This window comes from Tateyamaria omphalii, assembly GCF_014651375.1.
In the GTDB taxonomy this organism is placed as follows: Bacteria; Pseudomonadota; Alphaproteobacteria; order Rhodobacterales; family Rhodobacteraceae; genus Tateyamaria; species Tateyamaria omphalii.
Genome location: NZ_BMWT01000008.1, coordinates 99,658 through 115,823, shown reverse-complemented (window position 1 = coordinate 115,823; position 16,166 = coordinate 99,658). Strand labels below are relative to the sequence as shown.

The 16,166-nt window shown below is 59.9% G+C and carries 18 protein-coding genes; 13 read left to right on the top strand and 5 right to left on the bottom strand.

All coding sequences use genetic code 11. The features are described from left to right. Nucleotides 1–7: 7 nt before the first annotated feature. The 3 genes from rpsK (at nt 8) to rplQ (ending at nt 2,085) form a co-directional block, all read left to right on the top strand. Nucleotides 8–397, top strand: a complete 390-nt coding sequence (gene rpsK, locus IE087_RS21155; protein ID WP_189371424.1) for a 30S ribosomal protein S11 — start codon at nt 8–10, stop codon at nt 395–397. Between the two features lie 112 nt (nt 398–509). Next, nucleotides 510–1,526 (top strand): DNA-directed RNA polymerase subunit alpha, encoded by a 1,017-nt coding sequence (locus tag IE087_RS21150; protein ID WP_039688716.1) that lies wholly within the window; start codon nt 510–512, stop codon nt 1,524–1,526. 139 nt (nt 1,527–1,665) lie between these two features. Then, the gene (gene rplQ / locus IE087_RS21145; protein WP_189371422.1) at nt 1,666–2,085 is read left to right on the top strand and encodes a 50S ribosomal protein L17; all 420 of its coding nucleotides are present in this window, start codon (nt 1,666–1,668) and stop codon (nt 2,083–2,085) included. A 59-nt stretch (nt 2,086–2,144) separates the two neighbouring features. On the opposite strand, the gene IE087_RS21140 is transcribed toward rplQ, so the two are convergent. After that, entirely contained in the window at nt 2,145–2,600 is a 456-nt protein-coding gene (locus IE087_RS21140) for a host attachment family protein (protein ID WP_189371420.1), read from the bottom strand. Between the two features lie 141 nt (nt 2,601–2,741). On the opposite strand from IE087_RS21140, the gene IE087_RS21135 reads away from it, so the two are divergent. The 10 genes from IE087_RS21135 (at nt 2,742) to IE087_RS21090 (ending at nt 12,944) form a co-directional block, all read left to right on the top strand. Further along, the gene (locus tag IE087_RS21135) at nt 2,742–4,121 is read left to right on the top strand and encodes a trypsin-like peptidase domain-containing protein (RefSeq protein ID WP_189371413.1); all 1,380 of its coding nucleotides are present in this window, start codon (nt 2,742–2,744) and stop codon (nt 4,119–4,121) included. A gap of 1 nt (nt 4,122) precedes the next feature. Beyond that, nucleotides 4,123–5,430: a replication-associated recombination protein A gene (locus tag IE087_RS21130; RefSeq protein WP_189371411.1), complete on the top strand. Its 1,308-nt coding sequence runs from the start codon at nt 4,123–4,125 to the stop codon at nt 5,428–5,430. Between the two features lie 45 nt (nt 5,431–5,475). Beyond that, entirely contained in the window at nt 5,476–5,856 is a 381-nt protein-coding gene (crcB, locus tag IE087_RS21125; protein WP_189371409.1) for a fluoride efflux transporter CrcB, read from the top strand. Then, nucleotides 5,853–6,890, top strand: a complete 1,038-nt coding sequence (locus IE087_RS21120; RefSeq protein ID WP_189371407.1) for an RluA family pseudouridine synthase — start codon at nt 5,853–5,855, stop codon at nt 6,888–6,890. The genes crcB and IE087_RS21120 overlap by 4 nt, the downstream gene beginning before the upstream one ends. Further along, nucleotides 6,891–7,544 carry an HAD-IA family hydrolase gene (locus IE087_RS21115; RefSeq protein ID WP_189371406.1) on the top strand — a complete coding sequence of 218 codons (654 nt, stop codon included), beginning with the start codon at nt 6,891–6,893 and terminating at the stop codon, nt 7,542–7,544. It begins immediately after the preceding gene. Between the two features lies 1 nt (nt 7,545). Next, a complete protein-coding gene (locus tag IE087_RS21110; RefSeq protein ID WP_189371404.1) occupies nt 7,546–8,259 on the top strand; it encodes an ATP12 family chaperone protein in 714 nt (237 codons plus the stop codon). Nucleotides 8,260–8,465: 206 nt separating this feature from the next. Further along, nucleotides 8,466–9,482, top strand: a complete 1,017-nt coding sequence (locus tag IE087_RS21105) for an amino acid ABC transporter substrate-binding protein (protein WP_189371402.1) — start codon at nt 8,466–8,468, stop codon at nt 9,480–9,482. Between the two features lie 167 nt (nt 9,483–9,649). Beyond that, nucleotides 9,650–10,864 carry an amino acid ABC transporter permease gene (locus IE087_RS21100; RefSeq protein WP_189371400.1) on the top strand — a complete coding sequence of 405 codons (1,215 nt, stop codon included), beginning with the start codon at nt 9,650–9,652 and terminating at the stop codon, nt 10,862–10,864. Between the two features lies 1 nt (nt 10,865). After that, on the top strand, nt 10,866–12,164 hold the full coding sequence (locus IE087_RS21095; protein ID WP_189371398.1) for an amino acid ABC transporter permease: 1,299 nt from the start codon (nt 10,866–10,868) through the stop codon (nt 12,162–12,164). A gap of 12 nt (nt 12,165–12,176) precedes the next feature. Further along, the gene (locus tag IE087_RS21090; RefSeq protein WP_189371396.1) at nt 12,177–12,944 is read left to right on the top strand and encodes an amino acid ABC transporter ATP-binding protein; all 768 of its coding nucleotides are present in this window, start codon (nt 12,177–12,179) and stop codon (nt 12,942–12,944) included. Nucleotides 12,945–13,264: 320 nt separating this feature from the next. Here the strand turns inward: IE087_RS21090 and IE087_RS21085 are convergent, their stop codons facing one another. The 4 genes from IE087_RS21085 to argB are packed head-to-tail and all read right to left on the bottom strand — an operon-like array spanning nt 13,265 to nt 16,085. Then, the gene (locus tag IE087_RS21085; protein WP_189371394.1) at nt 13,265–13,762 is read right to left on the bottom strand and encodes a SixA phosphatase family protein; all 498 of its coding nucleotides are present in this window, start codon (nt 13,760–13,762) and stop codon (nt 13,265–13,267) included. Next, nucleotides 13,759–14,373: a ferredoxin gene (locus IE087_RS21080; protein WP_229801513.1), complete on the bottom strand. Its 615-nt coding sequence runs from the start codon at nt 14,371–14,373 to the stop codon at nt 13,759–13,761. The genes IE087_RS21085 and IE087_RS21080 overlap by 4 nt, the downstream gene beginning before the upstream one ends. Continuing rightward, nucleotides 14,370–15,164, bottom strand: a complete 795-nt coding sequence (locus IE087_RS21075; protein WP_189371392.1) for a sterol desaturase family protein — start codon at nt 15,162–15,164, stop codon at nt 14,370–14,372. The genes IE087_RS21080 and IE087_RS21075 overlap by 4 nt, the downstream gene beginning before the upstream one ends. A gap of 57 nt (nt 15,165–15,221) precedes the next feature. Next, nucleotides 15,222–16,085, bottom strand: coding sequence for an acetylglutamate kinase (gene argB / locus IE087_RS21070; RefSeq protein WP_189371390.1), 864 nt, complete (start codon nt 16,083–16,085; stop codon nt 15,222–15,224). Between the last annotated feature and the right edge of the window lie 81 nt (nt 16,086–16,166).

The following is a 16,166-nucleotide window of genomic DNA, read 5'->3' as shown; positions in this document are numbered from 1 at the left end:
TGCACTCATGGCACGTGATACACGGCGCGGTAAGCGCAAGGTCTCCAAGAATATCGCGGCGGGCGTGGCCCACGTGAATTCGTCGTTCAACAACACCAAGATCCTGATCTCGGACGTGCAAGGCAATGCCATTGCGTGGTCGTCGGCTGGCACCATGGGCTTCAAGGGCTCGCGGAAATCCACACCGTACGCCGCTCAGATGGCCGCCGAAGATGCGGGCCGTAAGGCGCAGGAACACGGTGTGAAGACGCTGGAAGTCGAAGTGCAGGGCCCCGGTTCGGGTCGTGAATCGGCTTTGCGCGCGCTGGCCGCTGTCGGCTTCAACATCACGTCGATCCGCGACGTGACGCCGATTGCTCACAATGGCTGCCGTCCGCCCAAGCGTCGCCGCGTCTAAGCGACAACCAACACCTTTTGGGGCCGCGTGTTTCGCTCGGCCCCAATCCGCTTTTTGAAACCTCGGGAGTCGCGCGTTGGGACATGGCGCGTAGACAGGAATGGAGGGACGCATGATCCATAAGAACTGGGCCGAACTGATCAAGCCGCAGCAGCTTGACGTCAAGCCGGGCAACGAACCCGCGCGACAGGCCACCGTTGTTGCTGAACCGCTGGAACGCGGTTTTGGCCTGACCATGGGCAACGCGCTGCGCCGCGTTCTGATGTCGTCGCTGCAAGGCGCCGCCATCACGTCTGTGCAGATCGACAACGTATTGCACGAGTTTTCGTCGGTTGCCGGTGTACGTGAAGACGTCACCGACATCATCCTGAACCTCAAGCAGGTCAGCCTGCGCATGGAAGTCGAAGGCCCCAAGCGCCTGTCGATCTCCGCCAAAGGTCCGGGCGTTGTCACGGCGGGAGACATCTCGGAAAGCGCCGGGATCGAAATCCTGAACCGCGATCTGGTCATCTGCCACCTCGACGATGGTGCAGACGTCTACATGGAACTGACGGTCAACACCGGTAAAGGCTATGTGTCGGCAGACAAGAACAAGCCCGAGGACGCACCCATCGGCCTGATCCCGATCGACGCGATCTATTCGCCGGTCAAGAAGGTCAGCTATGACGTGCAGCCCACCCGCGAGGGCCAGGTGCTGGACTATGACAAGCTGACCATGAAGGTTGAAACCGATGGCTCCATCAGCCCTGACGATGCGGTGGCCTTTGCTGCACGCATCCTGCAGGACCAGCTGGGCATCTTCGTCAACTTCGACGAGCCGGAAAGCGCATCGCGTCAGGACGACGACGATGGTCTCGAGTTTAATCCGCTTCTTCTGAAGAAAGTGGACGAGCTGGAACTGTCGGTGCGGTCTGCAAACTGCCTGAAGAACGACAACATCGTCTACATCGGCGATCTCATCCAGAAGACCGAAGCAGAAATGCTGCGCACGCCGAACTTCGGCCGCAAGTCCCTGAACGAGATCAAGGAAGTGCTGTCGGGCATGGGTCTGCACCTTGGTATGGATGTCGAGGACTGGCCACCGGATAACATCGAAGACCTGGCCAAGAAATTCGAAGACAACTTTTAAGACTGCAACGGCCAAGATTTTTCTTACGAAAAATCTTGGCCGTTGCACCCGGGCACAAAGCCCCAAGGAGAGTTCGTGACACGCATCGCGGACCAGACAAAGCAAAACAGTCCGTAGAGGGCACTTTAGGAGAAGAAATATGCGTCACGCACGTGGTTACCGCCGCCTGAACCGGACACATGAGCACCGCAAGGCTCTGTTCGCAAACATGGCTGGTTCGCTCATCGAACATGAGCAAATCAAGACAACATTGCCCAAGGCAAAAGAACTGCGCCCGATCATCGAAAAGATGATCACGCTGGCCAAGCGCGGCGACCTACACGCCCGCCGTCAGGCCGCAGCCAAGCTGAAAGAAGACCAGTACGTCACCAAGCTGTTTGACGTGCTGGGCCCGCGCTACAAGGACCGTCAGGGCGGCTACGTTCGCGTTCTGAAAGCTGGCTTCCGCTATGGTGACATGGCGCCCATGGCCATCATCGAATTCGTGGACCGTGACCGCGACGCAAAAGGCGCCGCTGACAAAGCGCGCGTTGCAGCAGAAGACGCTGCCGAAGAATAAAGCTTTGCGCTCAGCGAAGCGGAAACGCCGCCCCCTGATCCAGGGCGGCGTTTTGCGTTTCAAAACAGGCCAAGCTCGGCCGTCACGATTTTTTCGATCTCGTGCACCGTGTGATTGGTCAGCGTTTTGGGAATGTCGGCCACGATCCTGGTTGTAACCTCCATGTGCATCTCGGCGCGGAGCACGCCCAACACCTGCGGTGATGCCACCAGAACCAGCTTGTCGAATGTGCCCTTGTGCGCTTCAGCATACAACATACTGGACAAGTCCTTGGCGAACCGATCCTTCGCCAATGTGTGCCAATCCGTATCCTCAAGGGCCGACGATTGACCCGGTCCACCATCCTTCATCCGTCCGGGACGGTCGGTTGATTGCGCGCGGGACGGAGGGTTTTCTTGCGCTTCTACGTCGGTCACTGCGAAATTGGGGGCCCGCTGACCTTTCAGATTGCGCAGGAACAGCGCCTTTTCTCCATCAGCCACGACGACCAAGGTGCCGCGATCCAGTTTTGCCATGTCTTTTGTTCTCCTTTGCTCTCCAAGCACCACATGAACTCGCTCATTCTACCTCTCAGCCCTTGGTCGGAATTGCGTTCAGTCAGTTCTGTTGCATTTGTCTGGGGCAGGGCGCATATCCAGACGCAGACGAGGATGGCCATGAAACACTTGTTTTTGATCATTTTGCTCGGCCTGTTTGCCCAAGGCACGCAGGCAGAAACGCGCGTGCCGCAAAGCCAATCGGAGATCACCCTCAGTTTTGCACCGCTTGTACGCGAAACGGCTCCGGCGGTCGTGAATATCTATGTGCGCTTTGTCACCCAGGCTAGGGCTCGCACACCTTTCATGGACGATCCGTTTTTCGAACGCTTGTTCGAAGGGATCGGGCAGCCACAACCACGTGTTCAGAACTCGCTTGGCTCCGGCGTCATCCTTGGCGATGACGGGATCGTTGTGTCGAACTACCACGTCGTGGGACAGGCGACCGATATCCGCGTCGTGCTGAACGATGGGCGGGAATATGATGCGCGCGTGCTGCTTGGGGACCAGGAAAGTGACCTGGCGATCCTCAAGATCGACGATGCAGAAGACCTTCCGTTCCTGTCCCTGCGCGACAGCGAAACCGTTGAGGTGGGCGAGCTGACCCTCGCCATCGGCAACCCATTTGGGGTGGGACAAACTGTGTCCTCCGGTATCGTGTCAGGGCTTGCACGCTCGGGCGGCAGCAATGGGCGCGGCGCAGGGTATTTCATCCAGACAGATGCGCCGATCAACCCAGGCAATTCTGGCGGCGCGCTGATCGACATGCGCGGCCAGCTTCTGGGCATCAACACCCGCATTCTCAGCCGTTCGGGCGGGTCGAACGGGATCGGCTTTGCCATTCCGGCTGCTCTGGTTGCGGCGTTCGTCAAACAGGCGCGGGACGGCAATGACCGTTTCGTGCGCCCTTGGGCCGGGGCAACAGGACAGGCGGTTGATGCTGATCTGGCCGAGACGCTTGGCCGCGACCGCCCCGGTGGCATCATGCTCGCCGGTCTGCATCCGGCCAGTCCACTGGCCGAGGCCGGGTTCGAGGTGGGCGATGTCGTGCTGACCGTTGATGGCGCACCCGTGGGCAGCCAGGGCGAGATGCTGTTTCGGATGAGTGTCGCCAGCGATCAGGACAGCGCGTCGATGACACGGCTGCGCGATGGCGCGGAGGACGAGCTGACCGTGGCCCTTATCCCGCCACCGGACAACCCACCGCGCGACGAAATTACATTGCCCGAAGATGCGAGCCTGCCGGGCCTGACACTGGCCCGCATCAACCCTGCAGTTCTGGCTGAACTGAACCTACCCATCGCGTCAGATGGCGTTGTCGTTCTGGATGAAGGCCAGATTGGCCGCCGTGTCGGCTTGCGCCGTGGCGATGTGCTGCAACGGATCGACCGGCAGGACATTGAGACCCCGGCGCAGGCGGCAGCGATCCTGTCCGAAGCGCGACGCGGCACCACCGTGCGCGCGGTGCGCGGCAATAGTCGCATCGTGTTGCGTTTCTAGGATGGCTGATCTCTTCGCCTCTGCCTCTCCTGGGCAAGACACGGGACCACGACCGCTGGCCGACCGCTTGCGCCCGCAAAAACTGTCCGACGTCATTGGGCAATCACAGGTGCTGGGGCCAGAGGCACCGCTGACCGTCATGCTGTCCGGAGGTGCGCTGTCGTCACTGATCTTTTGGGGGCCACCCGGGGTGGGCAAAACGACCATCGCCCGGCTGCTTGCGCATGAGACAGACCTGCACTTCGTCCAAATCTCGGCGATCTTCACAGGTGTCCCGGACCTCAAAAAGGTGTTCGAGGCGGCCAAGATTCGACGTCAAAACGGGCAGGGGACGCTGCTGTTCGTGGATGAGATCCACCGTTTCAACAAGGCGCAGCAGGACGGGTTCCTGCCGCATATGGAAGACGGCACCATCCTGTTGGTGGGGGCCACGACCGAGAACCCCAGCTTCGAGTTGAACGCCGCTGTGTTGTCCCGCGCGCAGGTGCTGGTTCTGGAACGGCTCGATCTCAAGGACCTCGAATTGCTGGCCCAACGGGCCGAGCAGGAACTGGATAAAGCCCTCCCGCTCGACGGCCCCGCACGCGAAGCGTTGCTTGAAATGGCCGATGGCGATGGTCGAGCGCTGCTGAACCTGATCGAACAGGTCACGGCCTGGAAGATTGAGGGAAAGCTGGACAAGACCGCTCTTGCAGCGCGGCTCATGCGCCGTGCCGCGCAATACGACAAGTCGGGCGATGCCCATTACAACCTTATTTCGGCCCTGCACAAATCTGTTCGCGGGTCGGACCCCGACGCCTCGCTTTATTGGTTTGCCCGCATGCTTGAGGGCGGAGAAGACCCCCGCTACCTCGCCCGTCGCATCACGCGTATGGCGGTTGAAGACATTGGCCTCGCCGACCCGCAGGCACAGGCGGTCTGCTTGCAAAGCTGGGAAACCTACGAACGGCTCGGCAGCCCCGAGGGCGAATTGGCACTGGCACAGGCACTTGTCTACCTCGCCCTCGCGCCCAAATCGAACGCGGCTTATGTCGCCTACAAAGGCGCGCGACGGGCGGCGAAGCAAACCGGGTCACATCCGCCGCCCAAGCACATCCTGAACGCGCCCACGTCGCTCATGAAGGATCAGGGATACGGCAAGGATTACGCCTATGACCACGATGCCGAAGACGGGTTTTCCGGGGCCAACTATTTCCCTGACGGGATGGAACGCCCCGACCTCTACCAACCGGTCGAGCGTGGCTTTGAACGGGACCTGAAAAAGCGGCTCGACTACTTCGCGCGGCTCCGGGCCAAGCGGAACAGCTAGGCCACCGCGCTTGACTCTTTGCGGCGAACCGACGACAGACCGCGCATGTTTTCAACCCTTTCCCTTGTGGCCCTCGGTGGGGCAATCGGTGCGTCCCTGCGCTGGCTGACGGGCGTAGCAGTGCTGCGCGCACTGGGCCCGTCTGACTTCCCGCTGGCCATCATCACGGTCAACGTCATCGGGTCCTTCCTGATGGGCGTTTTCGTTGTGGCCGCCGCACATCGCGGACTGACCCATCTCAGCCCCTTCGTGATGACCGGCGTGCTGGGCGGGTTCACCACGTTCAGCGCTTTTTCCCTTGAAACCATGACGCTGATCGAACGCGGACAGGTGGCCTCGGCCAGCCTCTATATCCTGCTGTCGGTTGGTCTGTCCGTGGGTGCACTGGCCCTTGGCCTGGTCCTGGCCCGAGGAGTTTTTGCATGAGCGGCGTTCAAACAGTCACTGTCGAAGCGGGCGAGGGCGATCAGCGCCTCGACCGCTGGATGAAGCGCCGCTTTCCGCAGGTGAGCCAGGGCATGATCGAAAAGATGTGCCGCAAGGGCGAATGCCGGGTGGACGGAGGCCGGGTTAAATCCTCAACTCGGGTCGAGGAAGGACAGCAAGTGCGCATCCCGCCCTTGCCCGACCGGCCCGCACCCGTGATCCAGAAAACCCGCATCTCGGACAAAGACGCCAAGATGATCCGCGATTGCGTGATCTACAAAGATGACCAGATCATCGCGATCAACAAGCCCTCCGGCCTGCCGACCCAAGGGGGTTCGGGACAAACGAAACACGTGGACGGGCTGGCTGAGGCGCTGACGTTCGATCTGGATGAAAAACCGCGCCTTGTGCACCGGCTGGACAAGGACACGTCCGGTGTCCTGCTGCTTGCACGTACGCGGGCGGCGGCCAAGTCGCTGACAGCGGCCATGCGTCACCACGAAACGCGCAAGATCTACTGGGCGCTCGTCGCTGGTGTGCCCACGCCCTATCTGGGTGAAATCAAGTACGGGCTGGTCAAGGCGCCGGGCCACGGTCGCGGGGGCGAGGGTGAAAAGATGATCGCCGTGCACCCGCGCGACATTGACGACACGCGCGGGGCCAAGCGGGCGCACACGATGTACGCCACGCTTTACCGCGTCGCCAGCCGCGCCGCCTGGGTGGCGATGGAGCCCATCACGGGCCGCACGCACCAGCTGCGCGCGCACATGGCAGAGATCGGACACCCGATTGTCGGTGATGGCAAATATGGCGGCTCAAGCCAGGAAAACATGGGCGATGGCTGGGGCGCAAAGGTGGGCGGCATCATCTCGCAAAAGCTGCACCTGCACGCCCGTATGATGCGCTTTGAACAGCCTGAAACGCGCAAGATCATCACAGTCACCGCTGATCTGCCCGATCACATGAAGCAAAGCTGGGACACGTTTGGCTGGACTCAGGATCTGGCAGCAGAAGATCCGTTCGAGGCGCTGTAGATGCGGCTGGTGGTCTTTGACGTCGACGGCACATTGGTCGACAGCCAAGCCGACATCGTGGCCAGCATGGCCGAGGCCTTTGCCGCTGTTGGGCTGGAGGCTCCGGCCCAGCACGAAATTCTGGGCATTGTCGGCCTGTCTTTGCCCGTCGCGATGGAGGCGCTTGTCGCGGATGCCGATCACGCGCTGATGGTTGAGGCTTACAAGGACAGCTATGCCAAGCTGCGGCTGTCCAAGGGCGCGTCGTCGTCACCGCTCTATCCCGGCGCATGGGCGGCGCTGGAACGGTTGCAGGCGCAGGACGATATCCTGCTGGGGGTCGCGACCGGGAAATCCAAGCGTGGCCTTGACGGGCTGATCGAAGCGCACGGGCTGCAAGGCATGTTCGTCACACAGCAGGTGGCGGATTTCCATCCCTCCAAGCCGCATCCCTCGATGCTGCATGCCGCACTGGACGAGGCTGGAGTGGACACACCCGATGCCGTGATGATCGGTGACACCAGTTTCGACGCTCAGATGGCACACGCGGCGCGTATGCCGTTTCTGGGCGTGGGGTGGGGCTATCATGCACCCAGCCAACTTGACGGTGCCCGTGCCATCCTGAACGATTTTTCTGAACTTGATGACGCGCTGAACGCGCTGTGGGCAGACTGACATGAGTGAGTGGAAGCAAAAACGGTTCTGGAAGACGGCGGCAGCCGAGCAGACAGGGGAGGGCTGGACCGTCACACTGGATGGACGGGCCGTCAAAACCCCGGCCAAGGCCGGGCTGATCTTGCCAACGCAAAAGATGGCCGAAGCCATCGCCGCTGAATGGGACGCGCAGGAAGAGGTGGTGAACCCGCTGTCCATGCCGTTTACCCGCAGCGCCAATGCCGCCATCGACAAGGTGGCGGTTCAGCACGGTGAAGTGGCCGACATGTTGGCTGCCTATGGCGATGCGGACCTGCTCTGCTACCGGGCGGACGCGCCACAGGCACTGATCGATAGACAGGCGGCAGAGTGGGATCCCTATCTGGATTGGGCCGCTGACACGCTGGGCGCACGCCTGCAGCCGCGGACCGGCTTGATGCACGAATCACAGGATGCGCAGGCGCTGACATCGCTATCTGAGCGGGTCCATGTTCTATCTGCGTTTGAATTGGCGGGGTTCCATGACCTTGTCAGCTTGTCCGGATCGCTGATCCTGGGTTTTGCCGCCGCCCAAGACCTGCACCCTGCGCCCGTAATTTGGGCGGCCTCGCGACTGGATGAAATCTGGCAGGAAGAGCAGTGGGGCGAAGATGAAGAGGCCCAGCAGGTCGCGAAGGTCAAGCAGGCGTCGTTTTTGCACGCGAAAGCCTTTTTCGATGTGTCAAAATGGCTTTGACGTAAGGGCATCTTACGGCCTGTAAAACCGCATAATAATGCATCGTTTTTGGTGACGCAGCCCTTGACGTTCTGCGATGAATCCCTCCAAACTATGGCCCACTGGTTGGGGATAACCTCGACCGGATAGCCTTCGGCGCAGCATGGACACTCAGGCTGCGCTGATCGAACCGCCAAAACATGGCGGAAAATCAGGAAGAGGTAAAAATGAAAAAAACCGTAATCTTTGGCGCGCTGACCGCCGCTGGCATGGCTGCCGGCGCTGCGGCTGCTGGCACGCTTGACGACGTGAAAGCACGCGGCACGCTGAACTGCGGCGTGACAACTGGTCTGGTCGGCTTTGCTGCACCTGACGCAAACGGCGAATGGGACGGCTTTGACGTGGCTGTGTGCCGCGCTGTGGCTGCTGCTGTGCTGGGCGACCCCACGGCAGTTGAATTCGTGCCCACAACTGGCAAAACACGCTTCACGGCTCTGGCGTCGGGCGAAATCGACATGCTGGCCCGCAACACCACGTGGACCTTCTCGCGCGACGTGGACCTGAAGTTTACCTTCGTTGGCGTGAACTACTATGACGGTCAAGGCTTCATGGTTCCCAAGGACCTGGGTGTGTCGTCGGCCAAGGATCTGGACGGCGCGACCGTCTGCATCCAGACCGGCACCACAACCGAGCTGAACCTGGCGGACTTCTTCCGCTCGAACAACATCAGCTACGAGCCGGTTCCGATCGAAACCAACGCTGAAGCGCAACAGCAGTACCTTGCCGGTGCCTGTGACGTTTACACCACTGACGCATCGGGTCTGGCCGCAACACGCGCCACGTTCGAAGCACCGGGTGATCACGTTTTGCTGCCCGAAATCATCTCGAAAGAGCCGCTGGGCCCGCTGGTCCGTCACGGCGACAACGAGTGGGGCGACGTGGTCCGCTGGACCCTGAACGCTCTGATCTCGGCAGAAGAGCTAGGCATCACATCGACCAATATCGGTGAAATGGGTGCTGGCACCAACAACCCTGAAATCAACCGTATCCTGGGCACCGAAGGTACCCTGGGCGAGATGCTGGGTCTGGACGCTGACTGGGCAATGAAAGCCATCAGCGCCGGCGGCAACTACGGTGAGATCTTCGAAGGTAACATCGGTGAATCCACGCCGATCGGTCTGGCTCGCGGCCTGAACGCTCAGTGGACCGATGGCGGCCTGCTTTACAGCCCGCCCTTCCGCTAAGATACCAAGCCGAGGGGCGCAGGTTAACTCCTGCGCCCCTCGCGCATTTGGGGCACAAGATCGCTGAAAACAGCGGCACAATTGCTCGGAAATGCGGATGATTATGAAAACCCGGCCCCGCGTCACAAACGCGTAAAAACCAAGGCCGGAACCACGGGGAAAACCTCATGACAACGATGACCGACCCTCCACAGGAGTCGTTCCGCCTGTCGATGCTTTTGAACGACACGCGGTACAGATCATACACATTCCAATTCATTGCCCTGATCGTACTGATCGCGTCTGCCGCCTTTTTGATGAGCAACCTGTTCAGCAACTTGGCAGCAGCCGGCCTGAACATTTCCTATCAATTCCTGGGCACCCCAGCGGGTTATGATATCAACCAGACTTTGATCGACTACAGCAGTCAGTCCACCAACGCGCGCGCGGCCCTTGTGGGCATTCTGAACACCTTGCTTGTGGCGTTTCTGGCCTGTGTGACGGCAACCATCTTTGGCGTGATCGCCGGGGTTCTGCGCCTGTCCAACAACTGGCTGGTCAGCAAGCTGATGTCTTTCTACGTCGAGATATTCCGGAACATCCCGGTCCTGATCTGGATCATCATCATCTTCACCATCATGATTGCGGTCCTGCCAGGGCCAAGGGCTTTCCGCGGAGACGATCCGGCGGCAAGCATGGTGTTTGATGCCTTCGCCTTTACCAACCGCGGCGTTTACATCCCCGCACCCGTGTGGGGCGCGGGATCGCTGGTGGTTGTGGCTACGTTCCTGTTGTCAATCGTTGGCGTAATTGCCTATCGCCGCTACGCAACCAAACTGCTCTATGCCACAGGCCGCCTGCTGCCCATGGGCTGGCCCAGCCTTGCCATCTTATTCGTGCCAACGTTGCTGGTCTATTTCATCATGGGCATGCCAATCGGGCTCGATTATCCGGTGCTCAAGGGCTTTAACTTTTCCGGTGGGATCAAGGTCGGTGGACCGCTGATCGCCCTTTGGTTCGCTTTGTCGATCTATACAGGCGCCTTCATCGCGGAAAACGTGCGCGCGGGTATTCAGGCCATTTCCAAGGGCCAGTCCGAAGCGGCAGGTGCTTTGGGTCTGCGCCAGGGGCGGATCATGAACCTTGTGGTACTGCCGCAGGCGCTCCGGGTCATCATCCCGCCGCTCATCTCGCAATACCTCAACATCACCAAGAACTCGTCGCTGGCCATCGCAGTGGGCTACGCAGATGTTACGGCCACACTGGGTGGGATCACGCTGAACCAGACAGGGCGAGCCATCGAATGCGTTCTGCTGCTGATGCTGTTCTATCTCACGATTTCGCTGTGCATCTCGGCGGTTATGAACGTCTACAACAATTCCGTTAAGCTGAAGGAGCGCTGAGATGTCAGATACACATGCACACTCCGCCGCCTTTGTGCGCACCGAACAGGTGCCGCCCGCGCCGCCTCCTGCATCTGCAACCGGCCCTGTGAAATGGGCCAAGGACAACCTGTTTTCGACACCTCTGTATTCAGTGCTGACTGTGGCTGCGCTCTATGTGATCTACGTGATCCTCGGCAACACGCTGCCATGGATTTTCAGCGGGGTCTGGAACACCTCCAGTCTCGCAGAATGCCGCGAAGTGTTGGACGGTGTATCGGGGGGGTGTTTCTCGGTCCTGACCGAGCGGTGGAACCAACTTTTGTTTGGTTTCAAGTATCCGGTTGATCAATACTGGCGTCCGTCGCTTGCTTTCGTGCTGTTTTTTGCCGCGGCTGCACCGGTGTTGTTTTACAAGATGCCGCGTAAGCTGCTGTTGTTTACGGCGATCTTTCCGTTTCTCGCTTACTGGCTGATCTGGGGCGGTACGATCCTGACGCCGATCCTGGCGCTGGTAGGCGTGGTCGCCGGCTATTTTGTCTACCAACGCTTCGTTGCGGGCAGCTTTGCCGCCGGTTTCTTCGGCGGGATCGCGGCCGCCTTTGTGGTGTGGATCATCGGGGGCCTGCTGATCCCGGACAACGCCAATGAGGGCGCTATGTTGCGCGCGGTGCCGTCCCGCGATCTTGGGGGGTTCATGCTCAACATGATGCTGGGTGTGGCCTGTGTATCGCTGTCGGTGCCCTTGGGTATCGCGTTGGCGCTGGGCCGTCAGTCGGACATGCCATTGATCAAGTGGATCTGCGTGGTCTTCATCGAATTCATCCGGGGCGTGCCACTCATCACCTTGCTGTTCGTGGCATCCGTGATGCTGGCCTATTTCTTCCCGCCTGGTACGACGACTGACCTGTTCCTGCGCGTGGTGATCATGATCACGATGTTCTCGGCGGCCTACATCGCCGAGGTGATCCGGGGCGGCCTGGCCGCCCTGCCACGAGGGCAATACGAGGCGGCGGACAGCCTGGGCCTCGACTATCCCCAAGCCATGCGCCTGATCATCCTGCCGCAAGCGCTCAAGATCTCCATCCCGGGGATCGTCAACGTGGCCGTAGGCCTCTTCAAGGACACGACGCTGGTCTCGGTCATCTCGATGTTTGACCTTGTGGGCATGATCCGTGGTCCCATCCTCGCCTCCACTGAATGGAACGGGGTTTATTGGGAACTTCTGGGCTTTGCCGCACTTCTGTTCTTTGTCGTGTGCTACGGCATCTCGCAATACTCGCAGTGGCTCGAACGCCAGCTCGCGACCGATCACCGCTAAGGAGTGGCTGATATGACTACACAAACCGCCATGAACGTCTCGACCGAGGTCGCGATTTCCATCGAGAAGATGAACAAGTGGTACGGCACCTTCCACGTGCTGCGCGACATCGACCTGACCGTCTATCAGGGCGAACGGATCGTGATTGCCGGGCCTTCAGGTTCGGGTAAGTCCACACTGATCCGCTGCATCAACGCGCTTGAGGAACACCAGCAAGGCTCGATCACCGTCGACGGCACCCTGCTGTCCTCGGACGTCAAGAACATCGACAAAATCCGGTCCGAGGTTGGCATGTGCTTCCAGCACTTCAACCTGTTCCCGCATCTGTCGATCCTCGAGAACTGCACGCTGGCTCCGATCTGGGTGCGCAAGACGCCCAAGAAGGAAGCTGAAGAAATCGCGATGCACTTCCTGGAAAAGGTGAAGATCCCCGATCAGGCCGACAAATACCCCGGGCAGCTCTCGGGCGGTCAGCAGCAGCGCGTGGCGATTGCTCGCTCGCTGTGCATGCGTCCACGGATCATGCTGTTCGACGAACCCACCTCCGCTCTTGACCCCGAGATGATCAAAGAGGTGCTCGACACCATGGTCGAGCTCGCCGAAGAGGGCATGACCATGCTCTGCGTGACACACGAAATGGGCTTTGCCCGCCAGGTGGCGAACCGCGTGATCTTCATGGACGAAGGGCAGATTGTGGAACAGAACGAACCCGAAGAGTTCTTCAACAATCCCAAATCGCCCCGGACCCAGCTGTTCCTCAGCCAGATCCTCGGTCACTGACCTCGTAGGGCGGGGGACACCCCCGCCTTACAAGGCCGCCTCGGCACATCCGGAGCGGCCTGACCTCATCCCCAAGCTATGGTTATGAGGTATAACCAACTTCCTTCTTCTGACTGGAAGTACCACGGGGGCTTGGGGGCAGAGCCCCCATTCACACATGAATCGCGTCGCGCAGCGGCCTTTGGATCACCGCGCGTTGCGTTTACCACCGCTTCTGCGCCCGTTGGGGGTGTACAGGGGGTGCACGGATGCTGCACGGGGGGTGACACCCTTTATTCGGCATCAATCTCCATGAAAACAAGGTGACTGCGCGCGGCGTCTCACCCCGCCATCACCTCGCGCGGCACCGCAAAGTCGACCACCTGCCCGACACCCCAATCCACTTCGGTCCAACTGTCCATGTCAAACCGGATGATCGTGGTGGCACAGGTCGGGTAGTCCAGAAAGCGCATGTGTTCCGGCGGCTGTTCCACCAACTGTTCGGCAAATTCCGCAATGCCGGGGTTGTGGCCCAACATCAAAACGGTCTGCTCCGTTTGCTCTTTCAGAACCGCCATCATTGTCTCGGCCCGGGCGTGATAGAGGACACGTGAAAACCTCACCGGTACATCAAACGACAACCCCAGAAAGGTCTGCCCGGTCCGCTCACTGGTCGAGCTGACAGCCGCCTCGGGCACATATCCCTTCCGCCGCAACCAATCGCCCATAGCCAGCGCAGAGGCCTTGCCACGCATGTTCAACGGCCGGTCGTGATCCATCAAGGCGGGATGATCCCAGCTTGATTTGGCATGTCGCATCAGGATCAGCGTGCGGGTCATCTGTGAAAGGCTTTCATGTGAAACGCGGTTTGGGCATCGGACCGACCAAAGCTCTGACTGACCGGGCAAGCCCGCCGCACATGGCAGCCCCGGGTCATGCACTGAACACCGGCGGGCGTATCAAGATACGCCTTACAGGCAGGGACATCATAAGGGGTTTGGGCAGATAATGCGCCCACCGGGCAGGCCGTAACGCAGGGGCGATCTGTGCACGCATCGCAAGGGCGCGCTCCTTCGGATACATCCTTGAATTCATGCGTGAACTCCAAGGCGCCCCGGATCGAAATCATCAGACCGGCGCTGTCATGGATCATCATACCCGTAGGGCTTTGCCAGAAGCGCCCAGTGTCCAATGCCCACGCTATGAAGGGGGCATAGGGTGGCCCGTCTGATGGAAAATGCACTGTTGCGCCCAAGCGATCTGCGATCCCGTTCAGAATACGTTTGGACCAGGTGTCGACGGAATTTTCGACCGCTTCGATATACTCGGTGCTTTGGGTGAAGACAGACCACCAATGTGCGTCTGTGCCGATGAGAACCCTGTTTGACGTGTGCCCCATGACCATCAGGCCATGTGGGTCAACTGCGGCTGAGACGGCCCTCAGGATCATTTCCTAGCGAAGGGCAGGGACAAAGACCAGCCCAGCCTTGACGGGCGGTCATCTTGCCATTCAAGGCCCACCTGCATGTCGTCATGTCCGGCTTCCGGCTGGGCAATATAGGTGCCGAACATGCGATCCCAGACCGATAGCGAAAACCCATAGTTGCTGTCATGTTCGTGCCGGTGCACCGAGTGGTGTACACGGTGCATGTCAGGGGTCACCAGCACGCGTCGGACGATGGCATCCAGCCACAACGGCAGGCGGATGTTGGCATGGTTGAACATGGCTGTGCCGTTCAGGATGATCTCGAAAAGGATCACGGCGACAGCGGCGGGACCCAGCAGATAAACGGCGCCGATCTTGATCAGCATGGATAGGCCAATCTCAATGGGATGAAAGCGGATGGCGGTGGTTACATCCATATCGACATCGGCATGATGCACCCTGTGCAGGCGCCACAGCAGCGGCACCTTGTGCGTGATCAGGTGCTGCGCCCAGATGATGAAATCGAGGATCAGGATGGCTGCGGCAACCTCGATCCATGTGGGCAGGGATAGGGCGTTGAACAGACCCCAGCCTTGGTTGGATGCATCGATAGCCGCGCCGACAGCAAGCACCGGCAGCACGAATGCCATGACTTGGATGAGCAGCGTATTGGCGACTGTAATGCCCCAGTTCGTGACCCAGCGCCGCGACTGGCTTTGACTGCGCGCCCTACGCGGCAGTACCGCCTCTGTCAGTGCAAAAAGCGCAAACAGGCCAAGGAAGACACCAAGGCGGATGAGCGTTTCGTTTTCCATGACCCATATCTACCGCGCGATTGTTGTTGCGCAATGCGGCGCACAGACACGTTTGCGTCAGCGGGGGCGGATGATGGACCCGGCACCGTGATCGGTGAAAAGTTCAAGCAGGCAAGCATTCGGCGCACGTCCGTCCAGAATGACGACCGCGCGCACGCCGCTGGCAATAGCATCGAGCGCGGTCTCCGTTTTAGGGATCATACCGCCCGCGATGGTGCCATCCGCTGTTAGGTCACGGATTTGGTCCGCGGTGAGTTCGGTCACAACCTCACCGTCCGCGTTCTTGACCCCGGATACATCGGTCAACAGCAAGAGGCGGTCGGCCTTGAGTGCACCTGCGATGGCGCCTGCGGCGGTGTCGCCGTTTATGTTGAACGTCTCTCCAGCCTTGCCAGAGCCAAGGGGCGCGATCACAGGGATCATTGACTGTTCAAACAGCGTCGACAGGATTGTCGGGTCCATCTGCGCAGGCGTACCGACAAGGCCAAGCGCGGCATCCGTTTGATCGCAAGTGATCAGGTTCGCATCCTTACCCGACAGGCCAACGGCCTTACCACCCGCGCGATTGATGGCTTGCACGATACGCTTGTTGACGACCCCGGACAGCACCATCTCGACCACTTCCATAGTCGCAGCGTCTGTGACACGCTTGCCGTTTACGAACTCCGATTGAATATTGAGACGCTTGAGCATGTCGTTGATCATCGGCCCGCCACCGTGCACGATCACGGGGTTTACACCCACTTGCCGCATCAGAACCACGTCATTGGCAAAGCTTTCCATGGCCTCGTCCGAGCCCATGGCGTGGCCACCGAGCTTGATGACGACAGTAGCGCCAGTGTAGCGCTGCATGTAAGGCAACGCTTGGCTGAGGGTGCGGGCAGTGGCGATCCAGTCGCGATTCATATCTTGGGTCTTCATCTTGAGTCTATGATGATTGCGCTGTTCTCTGTCTTGCCCCAGCCGTAGAGCGGGGCCAAGATTTTTCGTACGAAAAATCTT

Coding starts and splice junctions, on each gene's coding strand:
- IE087_RS21090 (WP_189371396.1), top strand. CDS start 12,177: ATGACTACACAAACCGCCATGAACGTCTCGACCGAGGTCGCGATTTCC.
- IE087_RS21085 (WP_189371394.1), bottom strand. CDS start 13,762: ATGACCCGCACGCTGATCCTGATGCGACATGCCAAATCAAGCTGGGAT.
- IE087_RS21130 (WP_189371411.1), top strand. CDS start 4,123: ATGGCTGATCTCTTCGCCTCTGCCTCTCCTGGGCAAGACACGGGACCA.
- IE087_RS21115 (WP_189371406.1), top strand. CDS start 6,891: ATGCGGCTGGTGGTCTTTGACGTCGACGGCACATTGGTCGACAGCCAA.
- IE087_RS21095 (WP_189371398.1), top strand. CDS start 10,866: ATGTCAGATACACATGCACACTCCGCCGCCTTTGTGCGCACCGAACAG.
- IE087_RS21135 (WP_189371413.1), top strand. CDS start 2,742: ATGAAACACTTGTTTTTGATCATTTTGCTCGGCCTGTTTGCCCAAGGC.
- IE087_RS21150 (WP_039688716.1), top strand. CDS start 510: ATGATCCATAAGAACTGGGCCGAACTGATCAAGCCGCAGCAGCTTGAC.
- IE087_RS21100 (WP_189371400.1), top strand. CDS start 9,650: ATGACAACGATGACCGACCCTCCACAGGAGTCGTTCCGCCTGTCGATG.
- IE087_RS21080 (WP_229801513.1), bottom strand. CDS start 14,373: ATGATCCTGAGGGCCGTCTCAGCCGCAGTTGACCCACATGGCCTGATG.
- IE087_RS21120 (WP_189371407.1), top strand. CDS start 5,853: ATGAGCGGCGTTCAAACAGTCACTGTCGAAGCGGGCGAGGGCGATCAG.
- argB (WP_189371390.1), bottom strand. CDS start 16,085: ATGAAGACCCAAGATATGAATCGCGACTGGATCGCCACTGCCCGCACC.
- IE087_RS21110 (WP_189371404.1), top strand. CDS start 7,546: ATGAGTGAGTGGAAGCAAAAACGGTTCTGGAAGACGGCGGCAGCCGAG.
- IE087_RS21075 (WP_189371392.1), bottom strand. CDS start 15,164: ATGGAAAACGAAACGCTCATCCGCCTTGGTGTCTTCCTTGGCCTGTTT.
- IE087_RS21140 (WP_189371420.1), bottom strand. CDS start 2,600: ATGGCAAAACTGGATCGCGGCACCTTGGTCGTCGTGGCTGATGGAGAA.
- rplQ (WP_189371422.1), top strand. CDS start 1,666: ATGCGTCACGCACGTGGTTACCGCCGCCTGAACCGGACACATGAGCAC.
- IE087_RS21105 (WP_189371402.1), top strand. CDS start 8,466: ATGAAAAAAACCGTAATCTTTGGCGCGCTGACCGCCGCTGGCATGGCT.
- crcB (WP_189371409.1), top strand. CDS start 5,476: ATGTTTTCAACCCTTTCCCTTGTGGCCCTCGGTGGGGCAATCGGTGCG.
- rpsK (WP_189371424.1), top strand. CDS start 8: ATGGCACGTGATACACGGCGCGGTAAGCGCAAGGTCTCCAAGAATATC.